An 18807-nucleotide genomic window follows, 5' to 3' on the forward strand; every position below is an offset into this window, starting at 1 on the left:
TGATGCAGATAAATCCGACTCAATTAAAACAGCTTATTGAAGCGAGTTTGTTTGTATTGGGGAAACCCTTGTCGGCGAAAATGTTGAAAGACACTGTATTGGTGGATTTCACGGTTTCCAGAGACAAAATAAAAGCTGCATTGGATGAGCTGCAGCAGGATTATCAAGACAGAGGTGTGCAACTTGTGAAAGTCGCTGGGGGTTATCGCTTCCAGACCTTAGAAGTCTTGAGTCCTTTTTTGCAACCCCTGTGGCAAGAAAAGGCGCCTAAATATTCGCGTGCGACATTAGAAACCTTGGCGGTGATTGCTTATCGTCAACCTGTGACTCGCGGCGATATTGAACAGGTGCGCGGTGTGGCCATTAGTAGTCACATCATAAAAAGTTTGTCAGATAGACATTGGATTAAAGTAGTTGGCCATAAAGAAGTACCGGGGCGACCCGCGTTATATGCCACTACCTTAGAATTTTTAGCATATTTTGGCTTAGATACCTTAGCGGATTTACCGCCGCTGTCGGATACTGAGTCATTGCAGGCGGTTTTTTCAGGTTTGAAATCATCGCCAGAACAGTCAGAAGAGCAAAATACTAATGAGTGATTATAACTAGCTGTTTTCATATTCATTCGCTAGCATTCGTTTTATTGTTCGTTTCGTTGAAAAGACTGGTAAAAAATGGATTTAACAGCAATTTTTAATTCAAATCCGTTCATTTCCATTCACAACATTTGTGTACATAACAGCGTACACAAAAATGCCATGTACACACTGGAGAACGGATATGGCACTTTCTGATTCTTGGCTGAAAGCAGCACTGAATAAAGAAGTCGAGAAGCCATACGAACGAGCTGACAGAGACGGTCTTAGTGTGCGCGTATCTTCTAAAGGTGTCATCACTTTTCAGATGCGTTATCGCTGGCTTGGTAAAGCCGCCAGAATCGACATTGGGCCATATCCCTTACTATCACTCAAAGAAGCGCGTGAAGCCTGTATCATTCAGCGTAAGCTGCTGCTCGATGACATTGACCCGCGTGATGCCAAGCGTGAAAAGGCGGCAAAGGCTCGGGCTGATGATACGACGATAGAGGGCGTATTCAGGTCTTGGCATCATTCCCAGTTCGGCGAAGGTCGCTCAAGTATTAAAGCGACAACATCGGACCTTTACCTGCGTTCGCTAGAAATTAACGTATTCCCCATCTTTGGCAGCAAGCAGGCAGATCATGTCACGCTTCACCAGTGGCTTGATTTGTTCGAGTCGATGGCAGCAAAAAAACCAACCATTACCAACTTAACGCTAACGCTGAGTCGTCGGGCGTTAAAATGGGCGGTGCGTAGACGTTTAATTAAGACTAATGAATTAGCGGGGATCGAGTCTAAAGAAGATTTGAATATCTCGAAGAAAAGCCGTTCTTGCACGCTCAATGATGAACAGCTGATCATACTTCTGCAGGCAATAGATAATGCAAAAAGACAAAGGTTAGGAAACCGGATAATGGTGTTCTTAGCGTTGTTTTTTGGTTGTCGGGTAGGGGAATTGAGGATAGCCAATAAAGCTGACTTTGATTTTGATAAGATGATTTGGACTGTGCCGGTTGAAAACCATAAGACGGGTTATATGATGCAGCGGCCACTTTTGCGGCCGATCATCGATGAGATTAAGCCAATGCTATTGCTGGCATTCTCTTTGAGCAAGTGTGACTTAGCTTTTCCTACTGCTAAGGGTGAGGTTTATTCAAAGGCAGCAACAACTCGCATGTCTTTCCCATTAAACACTTGGGCAAAGATGAACGGTACGCCGCTGCCTGACGATTGGGTATTACACGATTTGCGCAGAACACAACGAACAAACATGAGTAAGATCACGACAGTTGAAGTCGCTGAAACCATGCTTGGGCATAAGCTCAGTGGCATCAAGTCAATTTATGATCATCATGATTATTTAGAAGAACAAGCTAAGGCTTATAAGATTTGGTGGCAAAAGCTACAGCGATTGAAGGACCCTGCAGCTTATCCAAATGTGATCGAGCTTAAGGCCGCGCAATAGCGGCGGCATTAAGACTGCTGCTCATAAATCCAGTTTGTGACTTCTTGCAGGTTGTATTTATTTCTAAAGTGAGGGTTAGTGGTGGGTTTTGGAAAGTCTGGCGCTTTAAATAATTGATAAAGTTTAGTGGTACCGATGCCCAAGGCTTTAGCAAGTTGGGCAGGTGAATAAAACTGCTGAGTTACTTGCGGCTTGTTCATCGCTTCAATTTCTTGCTGGAACATTATTCACCTCCACTCCATAATTTTGTTGAGTAAGTTGTTCATGCTCATCATTCGCCTGCCTTTCTAATTCTTGATGAGAAATCATCTATTGCTTGCCTAACAGTCTTCTTCATTGGATCGCTATCGTGCAGAGAAATTCTGTTATGGTTCCAATGAATCGCCCAACCGTAGATGCTGCAATTCTTCTTATTAAATTCAGTATTGACGGCATCCAGTAAATCCAGCCTTAGCTTGTCCTGATTGAGCTCGCCGAACTTAGTCAATATTTCAAGACGTTCTGCTTTAAGCTTGGCGTTCTCTGCGATAGCTAGGTTAAGTCTGTCATTCATATTCATGCTTCACCTACCTGAAGTTCAACTTGCTCGTCTCTAAACTCCATGCAAACTAATTTTAGAATTTTCTTTTGCAGATCAACTCGCTTAAGCATTGCATCGTTCAGCACTGCTTGGGCAAATGTTTTCTGGAGGTTATTACAGTATTTATCGAAGTAAGGCTCTGAGTTGCCATTCATTTTAAATGGTGAGCTATTTTTGATTTTGAATGACATTTGAACGAAACACATCAGTAATGCCAATTCATTTTCTTTTAATATCATATCGTTAAGGTTTTTCAGTTCATCTGATGTCAGCATCATGCACCGTCCTTATTTTTACCAACTGGTTTGACTTTGGCATCAGGTTTAACGTCGATGTACCACGCTTCACCTTCTGCGTTAATAACGATAAATCGCCAACCGAAAAGCCACTTCATTGCTATTTTTTTGCCAATCCATGTGAATAAAATCCAGATAATCGGAAGCAGCACAATACAGATAAAAAATGTGGTCATTTAGCACCTTCCTTCATTGTCTTAATGACTTTTTTACTTGCCACTTGCCAAGCTTTAAGTTGACAGCTTTCACCTTGTTGAAGCTCTATATCACGCTTTATCGCTGCTTCTAACTCGACGAGTGCCGCCCAAGTATGCGGACAGCGACCGCCGCCGATCATGTTTCTGTAGCGAAGTAGCCTAAACCCATTTAAGCCCACCCACATATCGCCATCAGGACCACGGGTAGCGGTGAGATATTGTTCTCTGTCATCATCGCTAATGATGTTTGCCATCACTCACCACCCTTAGCTGCTTGCCTTGTTATCCATTCTTCTGCAAGGTCCTCTATAAATGGCATTTCGCAACCTTCAGCCGATTCTTTTGCAAACTGTCGGATAACCTTGGCGCGGATATCGGAAATTGATTTTGAATAGCGGTGTTCTGACTCATAGTGCTCAGACCATTCAAGAACATCACAGTCATTGACTGTATCAATATCAAAGTGCTCGTTGCTTACATCCTTTTTGCAAGCTAAATACCCGTCATCCAGCCATCACCGAGTGCATCGACGTGCATCGCTTTAAGTTCTTCAGCCTGCGCCGCTAGCTGGTCGCGTTCTGCGGTGAGCGAATCAATTGCTTGAGCGGCTTCTGCGGAAAGGTTCTTTTCACCACGACGAGATAAATCATCTTGATCTGTAGCGAACTGGTTTAATCGTTCTGATAATGAAAGTGGCTTCATGCTGCACCAGCCTTATCAATATTGATAACTTGATGAGCGTGCATATCTAGCTCTTTATCTAGAAAGCGAAACGCTATAATTGATATTGGATTCATGGTATTCAGTTCAATGAAATTACATTCATGACCACCATCATAAACAACATATTTTGCGTAACACTCACTATCATCAGCAGTTTTTACGCAATACTTTTGCCCTGAAATTAATTCAGGATGTTTTGAAGAATCTAAATATTCTATAAATTTAGGTAATGAGCATTTTGCTATTGGTTTCTCTGCTAGATGTTCTCCATCATTCATAAAACAATTAAAAGTTTTGCTATGTGATGTGTGCACATACATGGTTGCTACGTGATTAGCTAATGCGACAAATAGTTGCTTTGGATCTTCTTTGCGCTGGTGCAGCATCATGGCGAAGTTGGCAACATCTTCAAATGTGCCATCGTTACCTTTGCTTAAATGTTCAACCAATGCCGCGGCTAATTGCTCGCCTGAGCACAGCGATTTATCATTCCAACCGCTGCGTCCTTTTGATCTGGCATAGGCCATTTTTAGGCGCATCGCATTGGTGAATCTGTCGATGCCGATATCATCGATATGCGTTGAGCGTTCCAACTGCATTGCGTTTACTTGGTCTTTCAATTGCTGAATCTCGGTACCCAGTTTTTGTTTAACATCGAGTAGATCGGTGGCAGGAACGTAAGCACCAAGACCTTCAACATTGATTTGGCTTGAGCCGTTACCGTCTAAAAACACTCTGCGTTTAGTTGTCATCACTTACCTTCCTTTGCTAAATCTTCTGCTAATTTTTTCAGGAAATGTTGACAGCTTCCTGAGGTTTCTTTGGGTGCCTTGTACCACTGGCGCAAGGCGTCACGGATTACTTTTGATTGCTTCATGCCGTTTCCTTAAGCTGTTAAGTCGGATGGTCTAAGGCGCATCTTCTTTTCTAGGGCTTTCTTTCGTTTCCCAGCCCCGCCATACCAAACCAGCCAGCCAAATGGCCCAAGCTCCCAGTCTTTATCGCTGATATGGCAAAACATGGGGCCGTTTGCTACCCATAATTCAATGCCTTTTCTTTTGGCGGTAAAACAAGTGAACTGAGCCTTAAACTCATACTTATAGTGGCCTTCAAACTCCCATTCTTCGGCTTTCATTTGGCGGATAATCGCCATCGCATTTTTGAACTGTTGAATAAGTGTTTTCAAAATAAAACCTCCTATGCTGCTTCGGCGGTTTGTGTGCAAAGCTCGGGGAGATTTGCGCGGGTGAGTGCTTCGGCAAATTGCGGCGGTACCGAGTTGCCGACTCTGGCGACTTGCTGCTTTTTGGTCGATTTGCCGTTGTAGTTGTTGATGATGTAGTCAGGGGTGAAACCTTGGCAGGCGAATAGCTCATGGGGTTCGAGCATGCGCATACCGATATCGATTATTTGATAGGGTTCACCCTTGATCATCACTAGGCCAAAGCGGTCATTGGTGGTGATGGTGTGCAGTGGTTCGTTACAGGCCACGCCGTCTTGTTCGTTGCCGTAGTATTTGATGAAGAACGCGCGCACTTCGCCGAGGTGTAATCCGCCAGCGGTGATCGTGTGTGCGGGTTCATCCATCGGAAAGCCGATGTTAGTACCGCGCAGCTTGATCATGTGGCTGGTGATCAGCTGTGATTTATCTGTTCCAGCCATTACCGTTCCAAGCGGGTCGTCAATGGCATGACCAATGCTATTGCCAAATTGTCTGCAGATATTAGCGGCAGCAATCACGGGTTGAACCTTAATCATGTGGCTGGTGATCAGCGCGTTGTGATCAACCGTTGTCACTGTCGGCAAAGGGTTGTTTAGGTCATCACCTGGTCCTGTGTAATTGCCGCCGTAATGCTTGCAGATATTGGCGGCAGCAAGTACAGGTTGAACCACGGCAAAGTGACCGCCTTTGACTTGGGCGCAGATAGTGCGCAAAGGTTCATCAACTGGCATATTGCGTTGATTACTCGCATTCGCGTGCTCGGTGATGAATGGCGCTAGTGTTGGTACCACAATCCCATGCGCTTCATGTGCAGCCGTAATGGTGTTGAATGGCTTATCTAAACCTTGACCGCGAAACCCATCACCGCCGTGATTGCAAGTGACAATAAACGGCTCTTTGGCATCAATCACAAAGCGTTGAATGCCTTTAGCAATGCGCTTCATGGTGTTTTCAGCCAGCGGCTTTTTACGGCCAAATATTGATTTGCAGGGCAGTGACCAGTCTATGCACTCGGCGGCTGTGCGCCACGGTAGCAGCTTGCCCGATTTAACCGCTTCGCTATCCGGTGCGCCGTGGGTAGGCTCAGGCCAAACAATTGGCTGACCATCACAACGGGCGATCATGAATAGGCGCTTACGGATTGTCGGTGCGCCGTAGTCACAGGCCCTTAGCTCGCGCCACTCGACCTTATAACCCAGCCCGTTAATCAATTTAGCGGTATCGAGCAAGCCTAAGGTTTCAACGCATTCGGCTAGTGCGGGGTGATCTGCATCTATACCTGTGCTTAACATACTGACAAAGGCGTTAAAGGTTTCGCCTTTGCTCTCAGGGCAGGGGTGCATTGCATCCGTTACCGGGCATTGAATTAACGGCCCCCACGTTTTAAATTCTTCGACGTTTTCGAGCATCATCACGCGAGGGCGTACTTTCATCGCCCAGCGAACCGTTACCCAAGCTAAGCCGCGTATTTCTTTTTTAACAGGCTTGCTGCCTTTGGCTTTACTGAAATGTGTGCAGTCGGGTGAGAACCACGCTAAATCCACCGGCTTACCTGCAGTTGCTTGCACTGGGTCGATATCAAATACCGACTCGCAATAGTGCAAGGTGTTCGGGTGATTCGCTATGTGCATTGCAAGCGCATCAAAGCAATGATTAATAGCAACATCAACACTACGACCAAGCGCCCAGCCCATGCCAGTGGAAGCACCGCCACCACCCGCGAAGTTTTCTACGATTAAGCCGCGCATGATTTTGTCTCCGTTGGCATGTTCATTACTAAGTCGTCAATGATTGAGTCGGTGGGATAACCGTCTAATCTTTGTCTGTTGGCTTCTTCGCAGATTTCTTGAAATTGGGTTTCAGTGGTTTCTGATATCGCAATGCCGCAAAGCGCGAATACTTCTTTTGCAATGTTCAGTACTTCAATCGGCCATACGCTGTTTGAAACTGTGCTATCCCGCGCGATTTGATCTTCGATATCGAGCTGCTTAGCTTGATTTCGTTTCTTTCTAGTCTGTTTTGGTTGAATGGTGCCAACCTGATCAGCTGATTTGAGCGGGATATCAATCGATCCTTTTACCTCGTTACCAAACACATCCCAGCCTTTAGTTTTTGTCCTGGCGAACATTTCAAGTCGAGGAACATCACCCATTAGCTCAACGCATTTATCACGAAATTCATCAGGCTTTTGGCTGTGGCGAATGTTTTGATATGCGCCTACGTAGCAGAGGTGTGCGAGCACTTCATCAAGGCTTTCTGGGTCATAATTGCCCACTGCGCGAACGCTGCGGCATGCGGGTGTTGGCTTTCCTTTTACTGCGATGATTGCCGATTCACTACCTGCACGGGACCAAAACCCCATACCAAAGAATGGATTGTTGTTCACTGTTAGCTTGTTCCACACAAAGCCATTCATGTTTTTAAGGGTGAATCCCCAGCTTTTAACGAGATCAATGGCATCCTGCGGCATGGCGCCCACGTACCACATCACCAGCACGCAGTTATCATCGGCAATGCTGCCCACATCGAGGCGCTTTAAGTCTTCAGTGGTGGCGACTGTGTACTTGGCTTGGGCGCTGGATTTCATCGAACCGCCAGTGTTTTGGTTGCTAAATGCCCATGGCGGATCGGCGTAAATCAGCTGATATTTTTTGCTCATGGTTATTTCCTATGCAAACTGCTTACGATGTTAAAGTGGTTGTATGAAATGGCTCCGGCTTTAAGTACGTTATTAGCACCAGAAATCATCAATCTCTTCCTTAAAGACCACTCATCCATTAATGCTTCAAACCTTACTTGCGTTATTGTTCCCCATGGATTACTTTCCAAACTTTCATACTGAAAACATAAAGATGACCATCCTTTATCAATTTCTGGTATGTCAGCTTCCGACATAAACTCTCTAAAATCTGTTAATTGCTCATTGAAGTATTTATGGGATATAGCTCCAACATCTGCAGCAATGCAGCCATTCCCACCTTGCCAGACTCTTGGTTGTTGAATGTTCGTGTACATATTCACCTCTGATAACTGGCTAATTGGGTTTCTAGCTGTGTTTCGAGCTGTGCGATCCGCGCATTGGCCTCGGCTAACTTGGCAAGATGCTTTTCCCTGTCGATTTCTTTGATGGCTTCGATAGTGGCCGCAACTTCTTCGAGCCGTTCTTGTCCGCGTACAAAGTTCGAGAGTTGAACATCGTGCTTTATTGCTGCTCGCCAAGGTGCACTTTCCAGATAGGTGACGGTGTAGTGCAGCATCAGCGCTTTGATTAGGTTGTCTGAGCTGATTTTGGTCAGTGACAGCATCAGCTCTATGCGCTTTGGTGATTCAAAGCCTGCAAGGAGAAGGTTCATGCTGCCTCCTCTGGGAAATAGGTTATTTCAACGCTGGCGCGAACGGGGTCGAGCTTTTGCTGCATCGTTTTTAGAATGAGGTTTGATGTCAGCATCACGGCATCGGCGTTCGCGAGTAACTTGCCTGTTTTGGAGCAAATGCAGCGGCCTGTAAAGTCTTGGCTGTTGCGGGTCCAGACGAGATTTTGGTAAGCATAGCGCCAGTGGCGTTGGCCGATTGACTCAGCCACGTTTGCGGCGCTGGCTAGCGCTTTAAGCATTACCGTGGTGGTAAATAAGCTGGTTTCGCGCTCTTTACTGCCAATTGATTGGAGCTCCATTGCTGCGCCCATGGTGTTCCAAAAGTCATAGGCAAGGGTGGCGTGAAAGGGTTCAAAGTTTTTCTTGGTGCCGAGCATGATGGCTGTGGCGTCTTTAATTTGTTTAAAGGACCAATAGCACTCGCTCTGTGCCGTGGGTTTGTTTGTCGCAAAATCAACACGGCCTTGCATCCAGTCGATTTGGTTCACTAAATCCATGGTGAGCTTTGATAGCTCATCCCTGTGGTTATAGGTATCTGACAAACCTTGAGGCGGTTTGCTGGCATTTTGGTTGATATCGGTAAACGCTTGCTGGCGTTCTTGCAGCGATAAATTCATGTATAGGGTGATAGAGATTGAGTCTTGGGCAAGCTCTGGTGATTTTTCGAGTGCCTTTGCGATACCTGTGGCGCGGTGCTGTCCATCGAACAACTTGATAATCGAATCAAGGCCGATTTTTAATACACCAACCACACCGCTGATTTCGGACGCTTCGAACTTTGGCGCGTCGCCACCTGTTGGCACTTCAACCACGCCGATAATGCCTGGCAGATAATACCCCGTCGGATTCGTTACCATGTAATTGCCAATGGATTTAGCACGGGCTGGGTTAACTTTGCGTTGGCTGCGGTCGAGCACACTGCCGGCATCGTCAATGCGTAACATACGAACTAGTACACGCATTGACATGATCACGGTGTAAAACACTTTCCCGCCTTGTACGCCCACCACAGCGGGCATTGAGTAACACATATCCATCATGCTTCTCCCTGTTCTAGTTCGTTTTCTTTAAGTTCATTCACGCATTTGGGGCACACGCAGACAAAGTATTCATTGTCGTTGATGGCCTTTTGCCAACCTGAGTGGCTTAGGCCTTCGGTGATATCTGCCAGTACGTTTAGGCTCTTGCGTGGAATGAAGTGCGTTTTAGTGCAGCTGGTGCAGGTAATTTGGTAGCCTTTCACTACCTCGATTTCTTCAAAATCGGGAGGGGATAGGGTTAGCATGCTGCCACCTCTGGTTTAGTCAGTGACATGATCCAGTTGCGTAGCTCAATCATTTGAGGGCAAAACACCATTGATTCGACGTAGGTGTAAAGCTTTGGATAGTCGTGCTGTTTGCGATTGATGAACCAATCAGCGTCGGATTCTGTCAAGCAAGACTTAACAATGTCCTCATACTCTTCAACCCAAAAAGTTTCAATTCCTTCCAGATCGTCATAGTCTGAATCAAAGTTTTCAATAAAATAATCAATCTTTCCCTGACCGCTAGAAATTCCAGCGCAGCGATTATCAACCCAGCTTTCCAAGCAAACTGGTAGATCATCCTCATCACAATCCAAGTAATTTACTATTTGCTCATTTATGTCACCTAAAAAACTGTCAGCAACTAAAGAGAAATCATTTTCACGATCAACAACATGAAATCTATCTGAATAATTTCTATCTGTCGGTCTGAATCTTTTGCAACGAACCTGCCAAATTGGATCGGCTGTACATCGATTATCTTGCGAGTGCATCTGCTGCGACATTTCAAGCAGGAATGCGGGGACTTCGATTAGCTGGCTCATGCTGCACCGCCTTCGATAACTACACCCTCGAATGCTGGCGGTTGATAGTTCGCCCATCCAAGCAATTGATAATCACTATTGAAATCAATCTTTTCATAGTAATTATCAAAGTCTGTGTGTTGGCGATTCATCACCCAACCGACAGAATCGACATACTCACCATCAACATCAATAAGAAGGTCTTCATCACCTATTGGCTCCCCATCTTCATCAAGATTCACTGGTCTATTTTGGTATTGCGCTAAATAAACGTGAGTTTTGTTGGTGCACTGGCTATGAACAGCAATCCAAAACTCTTGCTCTTCACCAACATGAACGGCTGGAATAGTTTCAGGCGATTGCCATAATGGTTTTAAAGCAGCTAGCTCTAATTCCAGTTTGCGATAATCACAGTATTGAACCAATGCACCACGCGCATCTACTCGACAAGTGCTAGGGGCTTTAAATCTAATTACGTTCATGCTCTATTCCTTCTTTCGTGAATAACGTGCTTACGCGGCGCTTGATTGTTCTGGCTCGGCTGAGGTGGTTTCGCTGGCTGATTCGGTTTTTTGATCGGCTCGCTGATGACCTGCAAGGAAAACAAAGTCAGCTGGAAGTGCTCGATCTTCTTCGTTCATTGACATGGGCATGATCACTGCGACAATCTCTTTTTTTAATCCCATCACAGCAATCAGATTGCCCTTTTCAGATATGTGTAAAACTGCCCCTTGAAATTTGGAATGTTTCAATTTTGATAGGCGGCTAAGTAGATCAACATTCATTCCGATTGTTGATGTTGGCTTTGAATTTTCTTCACTTAAACAAGATTTAAATATTTTTCCTGCATTTGGGAATAGGCCATCGATGGGACTAATAAACTCAATGTGGGTAATGAGATTGCGGTGCTGTTGTTCTAACGCCTCAAATTTAGTGAAAGAATCTATAATGTCGTAAATCGATGTGAGCATGGCCACGCCATCGTTGATCATGATATTTTGCAGGGGTAGCGATTGCTTTTTGTTGGCTGCTTTAACTAATTCTTTGCTGATGGGGTAAATGTATTCGCCATCGCTAAATCCGTCCTCGTCGCGGATAGTGACGAGGCAATGTCCGTCGGTGGCGGTGAGGATCACGCCTTTTTCAGGATGCGGCTTTACATGAAAGCCTTTTAAGTAGGAACGAACATCACATTTTGCGGCGAATGCGGCCAGCATTGTCAGGTATTCAATGTTGAATTTGGTTTTCATGTTTCACCTCAAAGTTATCTGGCGAGTCGTGCATATTCAGCGTTGAGCAGGTCTTGCGCGCTGCGCTGTCCGTGTTTTTGCTTTATCTCTTGCCAGCGTTCAATCAGTCGAACCCAAGTGTGTTTTGATTCGGGATAGTCGATGATCAGCTGGTTTAACTCGGCTATCGAACGGTCGCAGTGGGCGGACATGGCATTTTCACGTTTACGCACTTGGGCTTCTTGCTTGAGCTGGTTCGCGAGCATTCCCACTAATTTTTCGCTGGTGGCATGGGCTTGTGCATCAAACATGGGGCACCTGCTTTAGGCTGCTAATGACTTGATGTTGAAAGCAGCGATTTATCCAGCTGCAGGTTCGGTCGCTGACGGTGATTTCGGTCGCGGTTGGCAGGGCGACTCGGGTAAGTTTTACGCGGCCGCTGCGAGTTATTTGAATGTTGGCCACTTCGTTTAGTGGTGTTGTTTTTAACGGGCTTTCATCCAGCTTGGTGACGTGGAAACGCTGGCGAAATGCACAGGTGCAAATGTTGTTTTGCAGGTATTGCTCTAATGCATTTTTCCGCTGAATAACGGTTGGGCAGTGCATTAGGTTGGTTAATTGGGCGAGGCGACAGGCTATGCCAAGGTGCATTAGCAACTGAGCTTCGGTTGTGGCACGTTTATCTTGCGCAATGGCGCATGATTGCGCTGCGATTGAGTGTTGCATAGGTCACCTCGCTAAATCGTGGTTAGGTTTTGGCTGGCGTTAAAAGGCTAGAAATTAAACGGAAGGTATCGCGTTATAACAGGTCGAACGGGATCAACTTGGCGAGTAGCATTAGCACTAAGTCGAGAAAGTCGGGTTGCTGAGTTTTCATGGTTTCACGTCCTGCAGATGAACAACATCTTTGAACTATCCGGTAATTCCGGATGGTTCGATTTTATTGATTGCCGGTTACGTCATCCGGCGCCCTAGTGCCGTCGTTCTGTCGCGTTATGCCTCTAATAACAGGTGTGCATCCTCTAGGTGTATGCACTGCTTTACCTGCATTACTTTGTTGCTAACCCTGACCAGTGAATGACTCTGGCTAGCAACACTTGTGCTACTCGGGGCATCTCTTACGGGTTGCTCGCTAATTGGCCGCTTCTAACGGCTGGTTAGTCACATTGGCTTATCCTCTAGTGAAATTGCCTGCTGGTGCCGCAGGCTGGCGTTATTCGCATTGGTGAAGGTGGTTTTATAGTTGATAGCCTTTCAACTGCTTAATCCCATGGAGAAGCACTGCGCGGCACAGTCAAACCACCTTCCCAATGCACCCTGTTGCCAAGGCGATTGTCCATCTACCACACCGCCGATGGTTGGCGGGGCTATACACATATTTGGGTCATGCTCGCAGTGAAACCATTTAGTACCTGTTCTTATGGGCTCTTCCCACTCAAACAGTCCGGTCGCCAATAGCGGTGTATAGGTCTGTTTACGCGGATTACTATCCTCCGCCGCGTGATCCTCGGAGTAACCTAGTCCGCTCTAGGCGGGTTTAGTTGTTCATGGGCCAGTCTGTTAAAGAGCGTGATTAGTTTTCTGTAAGTACAGTTTCCAATCGATGAGTCAAATGTTAGTTTGCTAACTTTTTAATGTCAACACAAAAAGTAAGTTTGCTAACATTTAGTTTGTTGGTGTGATATATTCCGTTGTGGCACTTAGGTTTCTAATCGATTTGGAGGTAGCGATGGGCATAAATAAGATGGGTAAATTTTGTTGGCTGGTAAAAATGGCAGATAAAAATTGGACTTATGGAGGTAGTGTTTATGCATAATGATCAATACACCATTATTAAGTTGTCTGGCTCGCTAGCCAAAAAGTTTGGCCGTGAGCACAAGCGCTACTTAGATACTGGAACGACTACAGAGGCATTTAGCGCCATTAAAAATACGGTGAAGGGGTTTGAGCAGTTCATTAAGGAACAGTCAAAGCTTGGGTTACGCTATGCAATTTTTCGCAATGGTAATAATGTTGGAGAAGGTGAATTCGATCTGTCTGGTACGCGTGAAATACGTATTGTTCCTGTCATTGGAGGAAGTAAGCGCGGAGGAGTATTACAGACGATCGTAGGGGCAGCTTTGATCGTTATTGGCTATATTTTCCCTGCTGTTGGTGCATACACTATACCCGCTGGTGTGGGCATGATTGCCGGTGGAGTAGTCCAAATGTTGAGCCCACAAGTTAAAGGGCTTAATGGCAGGGAAGCAGCAGAAAACGCCCCAAGCTATGCTTTTGGTGGCGCAGTGAATACTACTGCTGCTGGGAATCCAGTTGGCATAGGTTATGGAAAGCGTAGGATCGGCGGTGCCATTATCAGTGCGGGTATTTATGCAGAGGATGTTGCTACCACTAAGCGGCCAATACAAACCGGTGGTGGTAATCACAATCAAGAGTAGGATTGTTAACTTATTGAAAAATGACCAAGTTACAAATACATGGTCATTATTCAATATACATGAAGATTATTCCAAAGAATTGAGTCTAGTTCGTAATTTATCTTCTCTAATGCTAAGTCTTAAAATGGTATTTATTAATCTTGAACACTCTTCCTCAAGTGTATTCCTGATTTCATTTTCCTTTTCATTTTTTATAATCTCATTAATTTTACTGATCTTGGATTTTAAGAATTCAATTTTTTCTCGAACACTGTCTAATTCAATCTCCAATTTTTTCCTAACGTGGCTAATAGTAATATAATTAATATTTTTACCGTATGTGCTTGATGATTTAATTTTTTCTAACCAATTGGATTCATTTTCATCTTTATATTTTTTGCTAACAATTGACTCGTCAAAAGATACAGATGGCATTTTATCGTCAAAAATATTAATCTGGGTAAGTTTAGATATTTCTTTACTGTCATAACTTGGAATAGATGTCAAATATACATCTTCAATAGTATCTTCTGAAACAGAATTCTTTAAATATTGTTTTGATTCTGTCAAAAATCCTGCAAGTGAATATGCCTTGAAGTTTTTTAAATTAGTTGAGGATAATATCTCGTCAATTAGTTCTATTCTAAAATTCGTTGTTTTGCCTTGAGTTATTTCCCACCAATCTTCTTTATTGTCATCCGTAACAAAAATAAGATATTTTATATCCAGCTTCTTCATATGATCGATAATTTGTTTCCATACAATTAGATCGCCAAACTGCTTCTCGTATGAAACACTATTATAAGTGTATTTATTATCAATATCTTTTTCTTTAATGGCATCCTTATAACCTGGAGGAATGAGGGCTTTATATCGTTCCCTACCTTCATCCATTATTTTTCGGATATCATCATTGGTTGGTTTTTCGCCCAATCTGTTGTTAAAAATTGACTCAATACGTGAAAGTAATAAATCTTTTGAATCAACTTTTATACATTGGTTCTCTTGTTCAGTTAGTTCATCAAGATACTCAACCATTAATTTGTTTATGCCATCTATAAGTGGATTTGGATCTATATGGCTATGTCGCTTGTCTAGCTGCAAGTTAGCTAACTCTTTCTTTAATCCATCAAGCGCGTTTTGAATGGCTTTACGGGTTTCGTCAAATTTTTTATGTTGTGAGGATATAACACTAAGCCGATTACGATGAAACTCCAATGCAACATGGTAAGGTATCCACACTCTGTCTTGTAATTGTTCCATTAACTTAAGTACATCTTCGCAGGTGCTGGCTTTATATCGATAAACACTGTGGAGTACATTTGTGTCAAAAACAAAAATGGCATCTTTCCATAACGTTTTTAATTCAGCATCAGTTGTTTTTTTGAAACTACGGAATAGGTTTTTCATTTTTATTTATCTTGTAATTGAATTTAAAATTTTATAAAGCTCAGTTTCATTAATAACTTTAATATTAACTCCTGACTCTCGCAGAACCCCAACTCTTATTTGCTTGCTTGATAAGCCGCTTTGACCTACAACACTCAGATCCTGATCACCAACAACAAGATAGTTTGTTCTTTTTGTTATCGAATTTTTAATCTCAAATCCTATTTCTGAAACTGCTGCAAAAGCTTCAGCTCGTGTCATTGATAATTCACCCGTAAAGACGATGGTTTGGCCGAACATGGGACCAAGTTCGTTAGGTGGGTATGATCTATGGTCTGTGCCTGAGGATTTAGTATAAGCTTTTTTAGGAGGATTCTCGTTTATGTGACCTAATGTTACTGCGGCGCACATAAACACACGGCCCGCTGCGATAGCATCGGCTTTAGCTCTATGCGCTTCATCAAGCTGGATATTGCAGTGTTCAGCCACTGTTGCTAATTTGTAGTTTGGTAGGCTAAATGCCACCTTTGATAGCTTCATTGCACAAAGGAATTTATTGCCGAAGAAAATACCTAAGTTGGCAAATTCTTCTTGTATGAATCCTTTATCAAATTTGGCGTTATAGACCACTATCGGTAGGTCGCCAATAAACTCTTTCAATTCATTTGCTATAGTGCCGAAACTCGGTTTGTCAGTTAGCATGAGATTGGTTATGCCAGTAAGACTGGTGATCTTGGGTGATATTTTTACGTTAGGATTTATTAGCGTATCAAAAACAATATGGTCATTTTTTCGCAGATCGAACTTAATTGCTGCCAACTCAATAACTCTGTCTATTCCTGCATCTAGCCCAGTTGTTTCGACATCTAAAGCAATAAACTTAGTTGGAATATAAGGGTGTCTTACTAAAAAATCTGCAGTTAAATCATCCATATGTTTGCCTATTCCTTTAGCTCTTAGTTATCCCAGATGAAGCAATCTCCACGTTACCATTTTGGTCAGTAATGACGCGGTATATCTTATGCTGACCTTGCTTTATTACAGTTTCTAAATGTTTAACACTGGTATTGAAACATAAGCCTTTACCCGACGTCTGAGCCCCAAGGTATAGCTCGCCAGAATTGACTTTTAATGTCACTTTTTCAGAAACATCAAGTGTTGCTGCCAGCTCATCATAAAGATAGACGTTGATATTGCAGCCACTGCCTAGGATCCCACTATCACGAATGATGGTAACAGTTGCATTGCCGTCATTTAAACCTTTAATGAACTGTCGTTCAGAAGGTACTGGTTTAGCAGCATCAATGGTTACTGCTGAAGTTGCACAACCAGTGAGCATAAAGAGTAAGAAAGTTAAGCGGATTATCTTCATTTATATAGTCCATTATTAAATAAATATTAGTTAGTCCATACGTTTAGCACTGACCACCAAAACACCCAACCAATTATTTTAATCGTACTCATTTGCTCAGGCTGGATAAATTCATCTGGGTATTCATCGTTGTTGTAACTTTTAATGCGAATGCCGCCGCCAGGTATGCGATAGAGTATTTTCACTCGTAGCATGCCATCGTGATCAATGGCATACATTTTACCATCGACTATATTTTTTTTACTGGTGTCGACGCCAACTGTGGTGCCGTGATGTAAAACTGGCAGCATGCTGTCACCAGAAACGGTCACACAGGCCGCATATTGCGGATCCACATTGCTCTTTTTGAGGGTTGATTTAGCAAATCGCAGCTTACAGCCGCCATTCTCTTGTACAAAACTAGAACCATTACCTGCGGCTAATTCTACTTCACGGTAGAAAGGTAAAGCCACTTCATCATCCCTTAATGGGGTATCACCATCCCACAGCTCAAAACCCGGATGCCACTCTGCATTAGATTCTGTATTAGCATTGTTATTTTCAGTTTCAACGCTACCAGAAAGCAGCCACTCAGCTGTGCAATCAAGCGTCTTACTTAGATTGATAAGGTTTTTCCCTTTTGGCGTATTCATACCAAGTTCCCATTGGGTAATGGAACTTGGTGTGATTTGAAGCGCATCCGCAATATTTTTTTGCGTCAATTTAAGCTCTTTTCTGCGCCGTCTAATTCTGTCGCCAATCTGCTCGGCTTGATAACTCATAACAAATATCTCATTAGCAAAATCTTTATCGTTAGTTATCTTACATTCGTTTGACATTAGAATCCTTTTGTTGATAATGTTAGAAAACTAACTTTAAGGGTGAGTATGAAAACATCTGACGCTGTATCTTTCTTTAAAACCAAATCTAATTTGGCTAAGCAACTCGGCATAACTCACTCATCTATCTCGCAGTGGGGCCAAGAAGTTCCTGAGCTTCGAGCCTTTCAGCTTGAGCGCTTAACGGGTGGTGAATTGAAGGTTCATGCTGATAAAGCCCTTGAATCCAATTCAGCATCTCAGGTTGCCTAGCTAAAGTGTCTAAACAGGATAACTAACCCAATGAGTAAACTCACATTAAAGCGCCAAAGTCTCTCATGTACCGATCCACTCTATGCCGCCCATGCGCTTGGGCACGATTACGGTGTAGATAAGCTAGCGAAGGATTTATTCCAGCAGCCCGGTGTGATGTACAACAAGCTCAACCCTGATAACGACAGCAATCACTTGTACTTACGTGATGCGATTCATCTTACTGCGCTGGCTGATGACGATCGCATTGTGTCTGCTTGGTGCCATAGCCGTGGTGGCGTGTTCGTTAAGCTGCCTGAGGCGGTTAACTGTGATGAAGAGTTGAGCGATCAGCTGTTATTGATTAGCGAACAGATGGGGATCGCACTGGCTGAAATCCGTGACTCCCGCGCCGACGGGGTGATCACCCCTGACGAGTTTGAACGTATCGGCCGCGAGCTGACCAACACAGTACGCGAAGTGTTGTCACTTAAAGCCGTGGTGAGCAGCCAAGTGCGGGAACTGCCGCAAGTGAATGATTTTAGTATTGAGCTGCAACCTAACAAGCCTTTGACTGTGGCTTTTTCGCAAGCCTTATCAAAGAGCGCATCCAATGAGTGATATTGCAGATGCCGCCGCTATCGAAAATGAAGTGCATGTGAAGGCTGCGCTTGGCGTTCGCCAGCCGTCATTGCCGTTTACTGGCAGATGCCACTATTGCTTAACCAAGATTACAGGCGCAAGTCACTTTTGTGATACCGACTGTCGCCATGACTATGAGCGCCTAAAGGCTAATGGGAGAGCGTGATGGCAGGTAGAAGCTTAGTCTTTACACCGCAGCTTAATTTAAATCAGTTAACTGATAACTCCTGCGCAAAATCTTGTACCGACATCCCCTACACACCTGAAGAAGATGAAGCATTTGCACGGATTCAGCGCAATCAAGACATTGCTTTGCTGGCGAATGTGATCAGGCAGTCACCGACTACGAGTGCTGAAGCTATTGCGGCGCGGGTACTGGATGCGGGGTATCAGTTTTCAGGTAGTGCAGTGCAGTTGAAATAAGAAAGCCCACTAGAGCTGTGGAGG

Annotated in this window: 31 protein-coding genes; 7 read left to right on the top strand and 24 right to left on the bottom strand. The window is 44.1% G+C overall.

All coding sequences use genetic code 11. From position 1 onward, the window contains the following. Positions 1-2 precede the first annotated feature (2 nt). Together scpB and KO537_RS09285 are read left to right on the top strand one after the other, a co-directional pair. On the top strand, positions 3-599 hold the full coding sequence (gene scpB / locus KO537_RS09280) for an SMC-Scp complex subunit ScpB (protein ID WP_198572804.1): 597 nt from the start codon (positions 3-5) through the stop codon (positions 597-599). Positions 600-780: 181 nt separating this feature from the next. Further along, positions 781-2043 carry an integrase arm-type DNA-binding domain-containing protein gene (locus KO537_RS09285; protein WP_219234307.1) on the top strand — a complete coding sequence of 421 codons (1263 nt, stop codon included), beginning with the start codon at positions 781-783 and terminating at the stop codon, positions 2041-2043. Between the two features lie 8 nt (positions 2044-2051). On the opposite strand, the gene KO537_RS09290 is transcribed toward KO537_RS09285, so the two are convergent. The 20 genes from KO537_RS09290 to KO537_RS09380 all read right to left on the bottom strand — a co-directional run bounded on the left by KO537_RS09290 (position 2052) and on the right by KO537_RS09380 (position 12217). Further along, positions 2052-2267 (bottom strand): hypothetical protein, encoded by a 216-nt coding sequence (locus tag KO537_RS09290; protein WP_219234308.1) that lies wholly within the window; start codon positions 2265-2267, stop codon positions 2052-2054. A gap of 47 nt (positions 2268-2314) precedes the next feature. Then, complete coding sequence (locus tag KO537_RS09295; RefSeq protein ID WP_219234309.1) at positions 2315-2602, bottom strand: hypothetical protein; 288 nt, start codon at positions 2600-2602, stop codon at positions 2315-2317. Continuing rightward, positions 2599-2901: a hypothetical protein gene (locus KO537_RS09300; protein ID WP_219234310.1), complete on the bottom strand. Its 303-nt coding sequence runs from the start codon at positions 2899-2901 to the stop codon at positions 2599-2601. The genes KO537_RS09295 and KO537_RS09300 overlap by 4 nt, the downstream gene beginning before the upstream one ends. Continuing rightward, on the bottom strand, positions 2898-3095 hold the full coding sequence (locus KO537_RS09305; RefSeq protein WP_219234311.1) for a hypothetical protein: 198 nt from the start codon (positions 3093-3095) through the stop codon (positions 2898-2900). Before KO537_RS09305 ends, KO537_RS09300 begins: the two co-directional genes overlap by 4 nt. Beyond that, a complete protein-coding gene (locus KO537_RS09310) occupies positions 3092-3370 on the bottom strand; it encodes a hypothetical protein (RefSeq protein ID WP_219234312.1) in 279 nt (92 codons plus the stop codon). The genes KO537_RS09305 and KO537_RS09310 overlap by 4 nt, the downstream gene beginning before the upstream one ends. A 238-nt stretch (positions 3371-3608) precedes the next feature. Beyond that, entirely contained in the window at positions 3609-3818 is a 210-nt protein-coding gene (locus tag KO537_RS09315; RefSeq protein WP_219234313.1) for a hypothetical protein, read from the bottom strand. Further along, a complete protein-coding gene (locus KO537_RS09320; RefSeq protein WP_219234314.1) occupies positions 3815-4591 on the bottom strand; it encodes a hypothetical protein in 777 nt (258 codons plus the stop codon). Before KO537_RS09320 ends, KO537_RS09315 begins: the two co-directional genes overlap by 4 nt. Continuing rightward, complete coding sequence (locus KO537_RS23245; protein ID WP_276572367.1) at positions 4591-4716, bottom strand: hypothetical protein; 126 nt, start codon at positions 4714-4716, stop codon at positions 4591-4593. The genes KO537_RS09320 and KO537_RS23245 overlap by 1 nt, the downstream gene beginning before the upstream one ends. Before the next feature lie 9 nt (positions 4717-4725). Continuing rightward, on the bottom strand, positions 4726-5025 hold the full coding sequence (locus tag KO537_RS09325; RefSeq protein ID WP_219234315.1) for a hypothetical protein: 300 nt from the start codon (positions 5023-5025) through the stop codon (positions 4726-4728). An 11-nt stretch (positions 5026-5036) separates the two neighbouring features. Beyond that, positions 5037-6809 carry a DNA cytosine methyltransferase gene (locus KO537_RS09330; RefSeq protein ID WP_219234316.1) on the bottom strand — a complete coding sequence of 591 codons (1773 nt, stop codon included), beginning with the start codon at positions 6807-6809 and terminating at the stop codon, positions 5037-5039. Next, complete coding sequence (locus tag KO537_RS09335; RefSeq protein ID WP_219234317.1) at positions 6797-7720, bottom strand: MT-A70 family methyltransferase; 924 nt, start codon at positions 7718-7720, stop codon at positions 6797-6799. The genes KO537_RS09330 and KO537_RS09335 overlap by 13 nt, the downstream gene beginning before the upstream one ends. A gap of 2 nt (positions 7721-7722) precedes the next feature. Further along, the gene (locus KO537_RS09340; protein ID WP_219234318.1) at positions 7723-8076 is read right to left on the bottom strand and encodes a hypothetical protein; all 354 of its coding nucleotides are present in this window, start codon (positions 8074-8076) and stop codon (positions 7723-7725) included. 2 nt (positions 8077-8078) lie between these two features. Further along, positions 8079-8414 (bottom strand): hypothetical protein, encoded by a 336-nt coding sequence (locus KO537_RS09345; RefSeq protein WP_219234319.1) that lies wholly within the window; start codon positions 8412-8414, stop codon positions 8079-8081. After that, positions 8411-9475 carry a DGQHR domain-containing protein gene (locus tag KO537_RS09350; protein ID WP_219234320.1) on the bottom strand — a complete coding sequence of 355 codons (1065 nt, stop codon included), beginning with the start codon at positions 9473-9475 and terminating at the stop codon, positions 8411-8413. Before KO537_RS09350 ends, KO537_RS09345 begins: the two co-directional genes overlap by 4 nt. Further along, on the bottom strand, positions 9472-9720 hold the full coding sequence (locus KO537_RS09355) for a hypothetical protein (protein ID WP_219234321.1): 249 nt from the start codon (positions 9718-9720) through the stop codon (positions 9472-9474). Before KO537_RS09355 ends, KO537_RS09350 begins: the two co-directional genes overlap by 4 nt. Continuing rightward, positions 9714-10283, bottom strand: a complete 570-nt coding sequence (locus tag KO537_RS09360; protein WP_219234322.1) for an ead/Ea22-like family protein — start codon at positions 10281-10283, stop codon at positions 9714-9716. Before KO537_RS09360 ends, KO537_RS09355 begins: the two co-directional genes overlap by 7 nt. After that, positions 10280-10744 carry a hypothetical protein gene (locus KO537_RS09365; protein WP_219234323.1) on the bottom strand — a complete coding sequence of 155 codons (465 nt, stop codon included), beginning with the start codon at positions 10742-10744 and terminating at the stop codon, positions 10280-10282. Before KO537_RS09365 ends, KO537_RS09360 begins: the two co-directional genes overlap by 4 nt. Positions 10745-10774: 30 nt before the next feature. After that, entirely contained in the window at positions 10775-11512 is a 738-nt protein-coding gene (locus KO537_RS09370; protein ID WP_219234324.1) for a hypothetical protein, read from the bottom strand. Positions 11513-11526: 14 nt separating this feature from the next. After that, the gene (locus KO537_RS09375; protein WP_219234325.1) at positions 11527-11802 is read right to left on the bottom strand and encodes a hypothetical protein; all 276 of its coding nucleotides are present in this window, start codon (positions 11800-11802) and stop codon (positions 11527-11529) included. Beyond that, positions 11795-12217, bottom strand: a complete 423-nt coding sequence (locus KO537_RS09380) for a hypothetical protein (RefSeq protein ID WP_219234326.1) — start codon at positions 12215-12217, stop codon at positions 11795-11797. The genes KO537_RS09375 and KO537_RS09380 overlap by 8 nt, the downstream gene beginning before the upstream one ends. Positions 12218-13299: 1082 nt before the next feature. Here KO537_RS09380 and KO537_RS09385 point away from each other — a divergent pair. Further along, positions 13300-13929: a tail assembly protein gene (locus tag KO537_RS09385; protein WP_219234327.1), complete on the top strand. Its 630-nt coding sequence runs from the start codon at positions 13300-13302 to the stop codon at positions 13927-13929. A 66-nt stretch (positions 13930-13995) separates the two neighbouring features. Here KO537_RS09385 and KO537_RS09390 read toward each other — a convergent pair whose 3' ends face one another. From KO537_RS09390 to KO537_RS09405, 4 genes are read right to left on the bottom strand one after another with little or no spacing between them, the layout of a single operon-like run. Beyond that, on the bottom strand, positions 13996-15318 hold the full coding sequence (locus KO537_RS09390; RefSeq protein WP_219234328.1) for a PIN-like domain-containing protein: 1323 nt from the start codon (positions 15316-15318) through the stop codon (positions 13996-13998). Positions 15319-15324: 6 nt separating this feature from the next. Next, positions 15325-16230 (bottom strand): exonuclease domain-containing protein, encoded by a 906-nt coding sequence (locus KO537_RS09395; protein WP_219234329.1) that lies wholly within the window; start codon positions 16228-16230, stop codon positions 15325-15327. Positions 16231-16246: 16 nt separating this feature from the next. Beyond that, positions 16247-16669, bottom strand: a complete 423-nt coding sequence (locus KO537_RS09400) for a hypothetical protein (RefSeq protein ID WP_219234330.1) — start codon at positions 16667-16669, stop codon at positions 16247-16249. 26 nt (positions 16670-16695) lie between these two features. Further along, entirely contained in the window at positions 16696-17430 is a 735-nt protein-coding gene (locus KO537_RS09405; protein ID WP_247651489.1) for a helix-turn-helix transcriptional regulator, read from the bottom strand. A 105-nt stretch (positions 17431-17535) separates the two neighbouring features. Between KO537_RS09405 and KO537_RS09410 the strand changes: the two genes are divergently transcribed. Genes KO537_RS09410 through KO537_RS09425 form a run of 4 tightly spaced genes read left to right on the top strand, consistent with a single transcriptional unit; the run spans position 17536 to position 18783 of the window. After that, on the top strand, positions 17536-17739 hold the full coding sequence (locus KO537_RS09410; RefSeq protein WP_219234331.1) for a Cro/CI family transcriptional regulator: 204 nt from the start codon (positions 17536-17538) through the stop codon (positions 17737-17739). A 30-nt stretch (positions 17740-17769) separates the two neighbouring features. Then, positions 17770-18339, top strand: coding sequence for a phage regulatory CII family protein (locus KO537_RS09415; protein WP_251071069.1), 570 nt, complete (start codon positions 17770-17772; stop codon positions 18337-18339). Then, a complete protein-coding gene (locus tag KO537_RS09420; RefSeq protein ID WP_219234332.1) occupies positions 18332-18526 on the top strand; it encodes a hypothetical protein in 195 nt (64 codons plus the stop codon). The genes KO537_RS09415 and KO537_RS09420 overlap by 8 nt, the downstream gene beginning before the upstream one ends. Beyond that, positions 18526-18783: a hypothetical protein gene (locus KO537_RS09425; protein WP_219234333.1), complete on the top strand. Its 258-nt coding sequence runs from the start codon at positions 18526-18528 to the stop codon at positions 18781-18783. The genes KO537_RS09420 and KO537_RS09425 overlap by 1 nt, the downstream gene beginning before the upstream one ends. The last annotated feature ends 24 nt before the right edge of the window (positions 18784-18807 follow it).

The organism is Shewanella sp. NKUCC01_JLK (assembly GCF_019345615.1).
Taxonomy (GTDB): Bacteria; Pseudomonadota; Gammaproteobacteria; order Enterobacterales; family Shewanellaceae; genus Shewanella; species Shewanella oncorhynchi.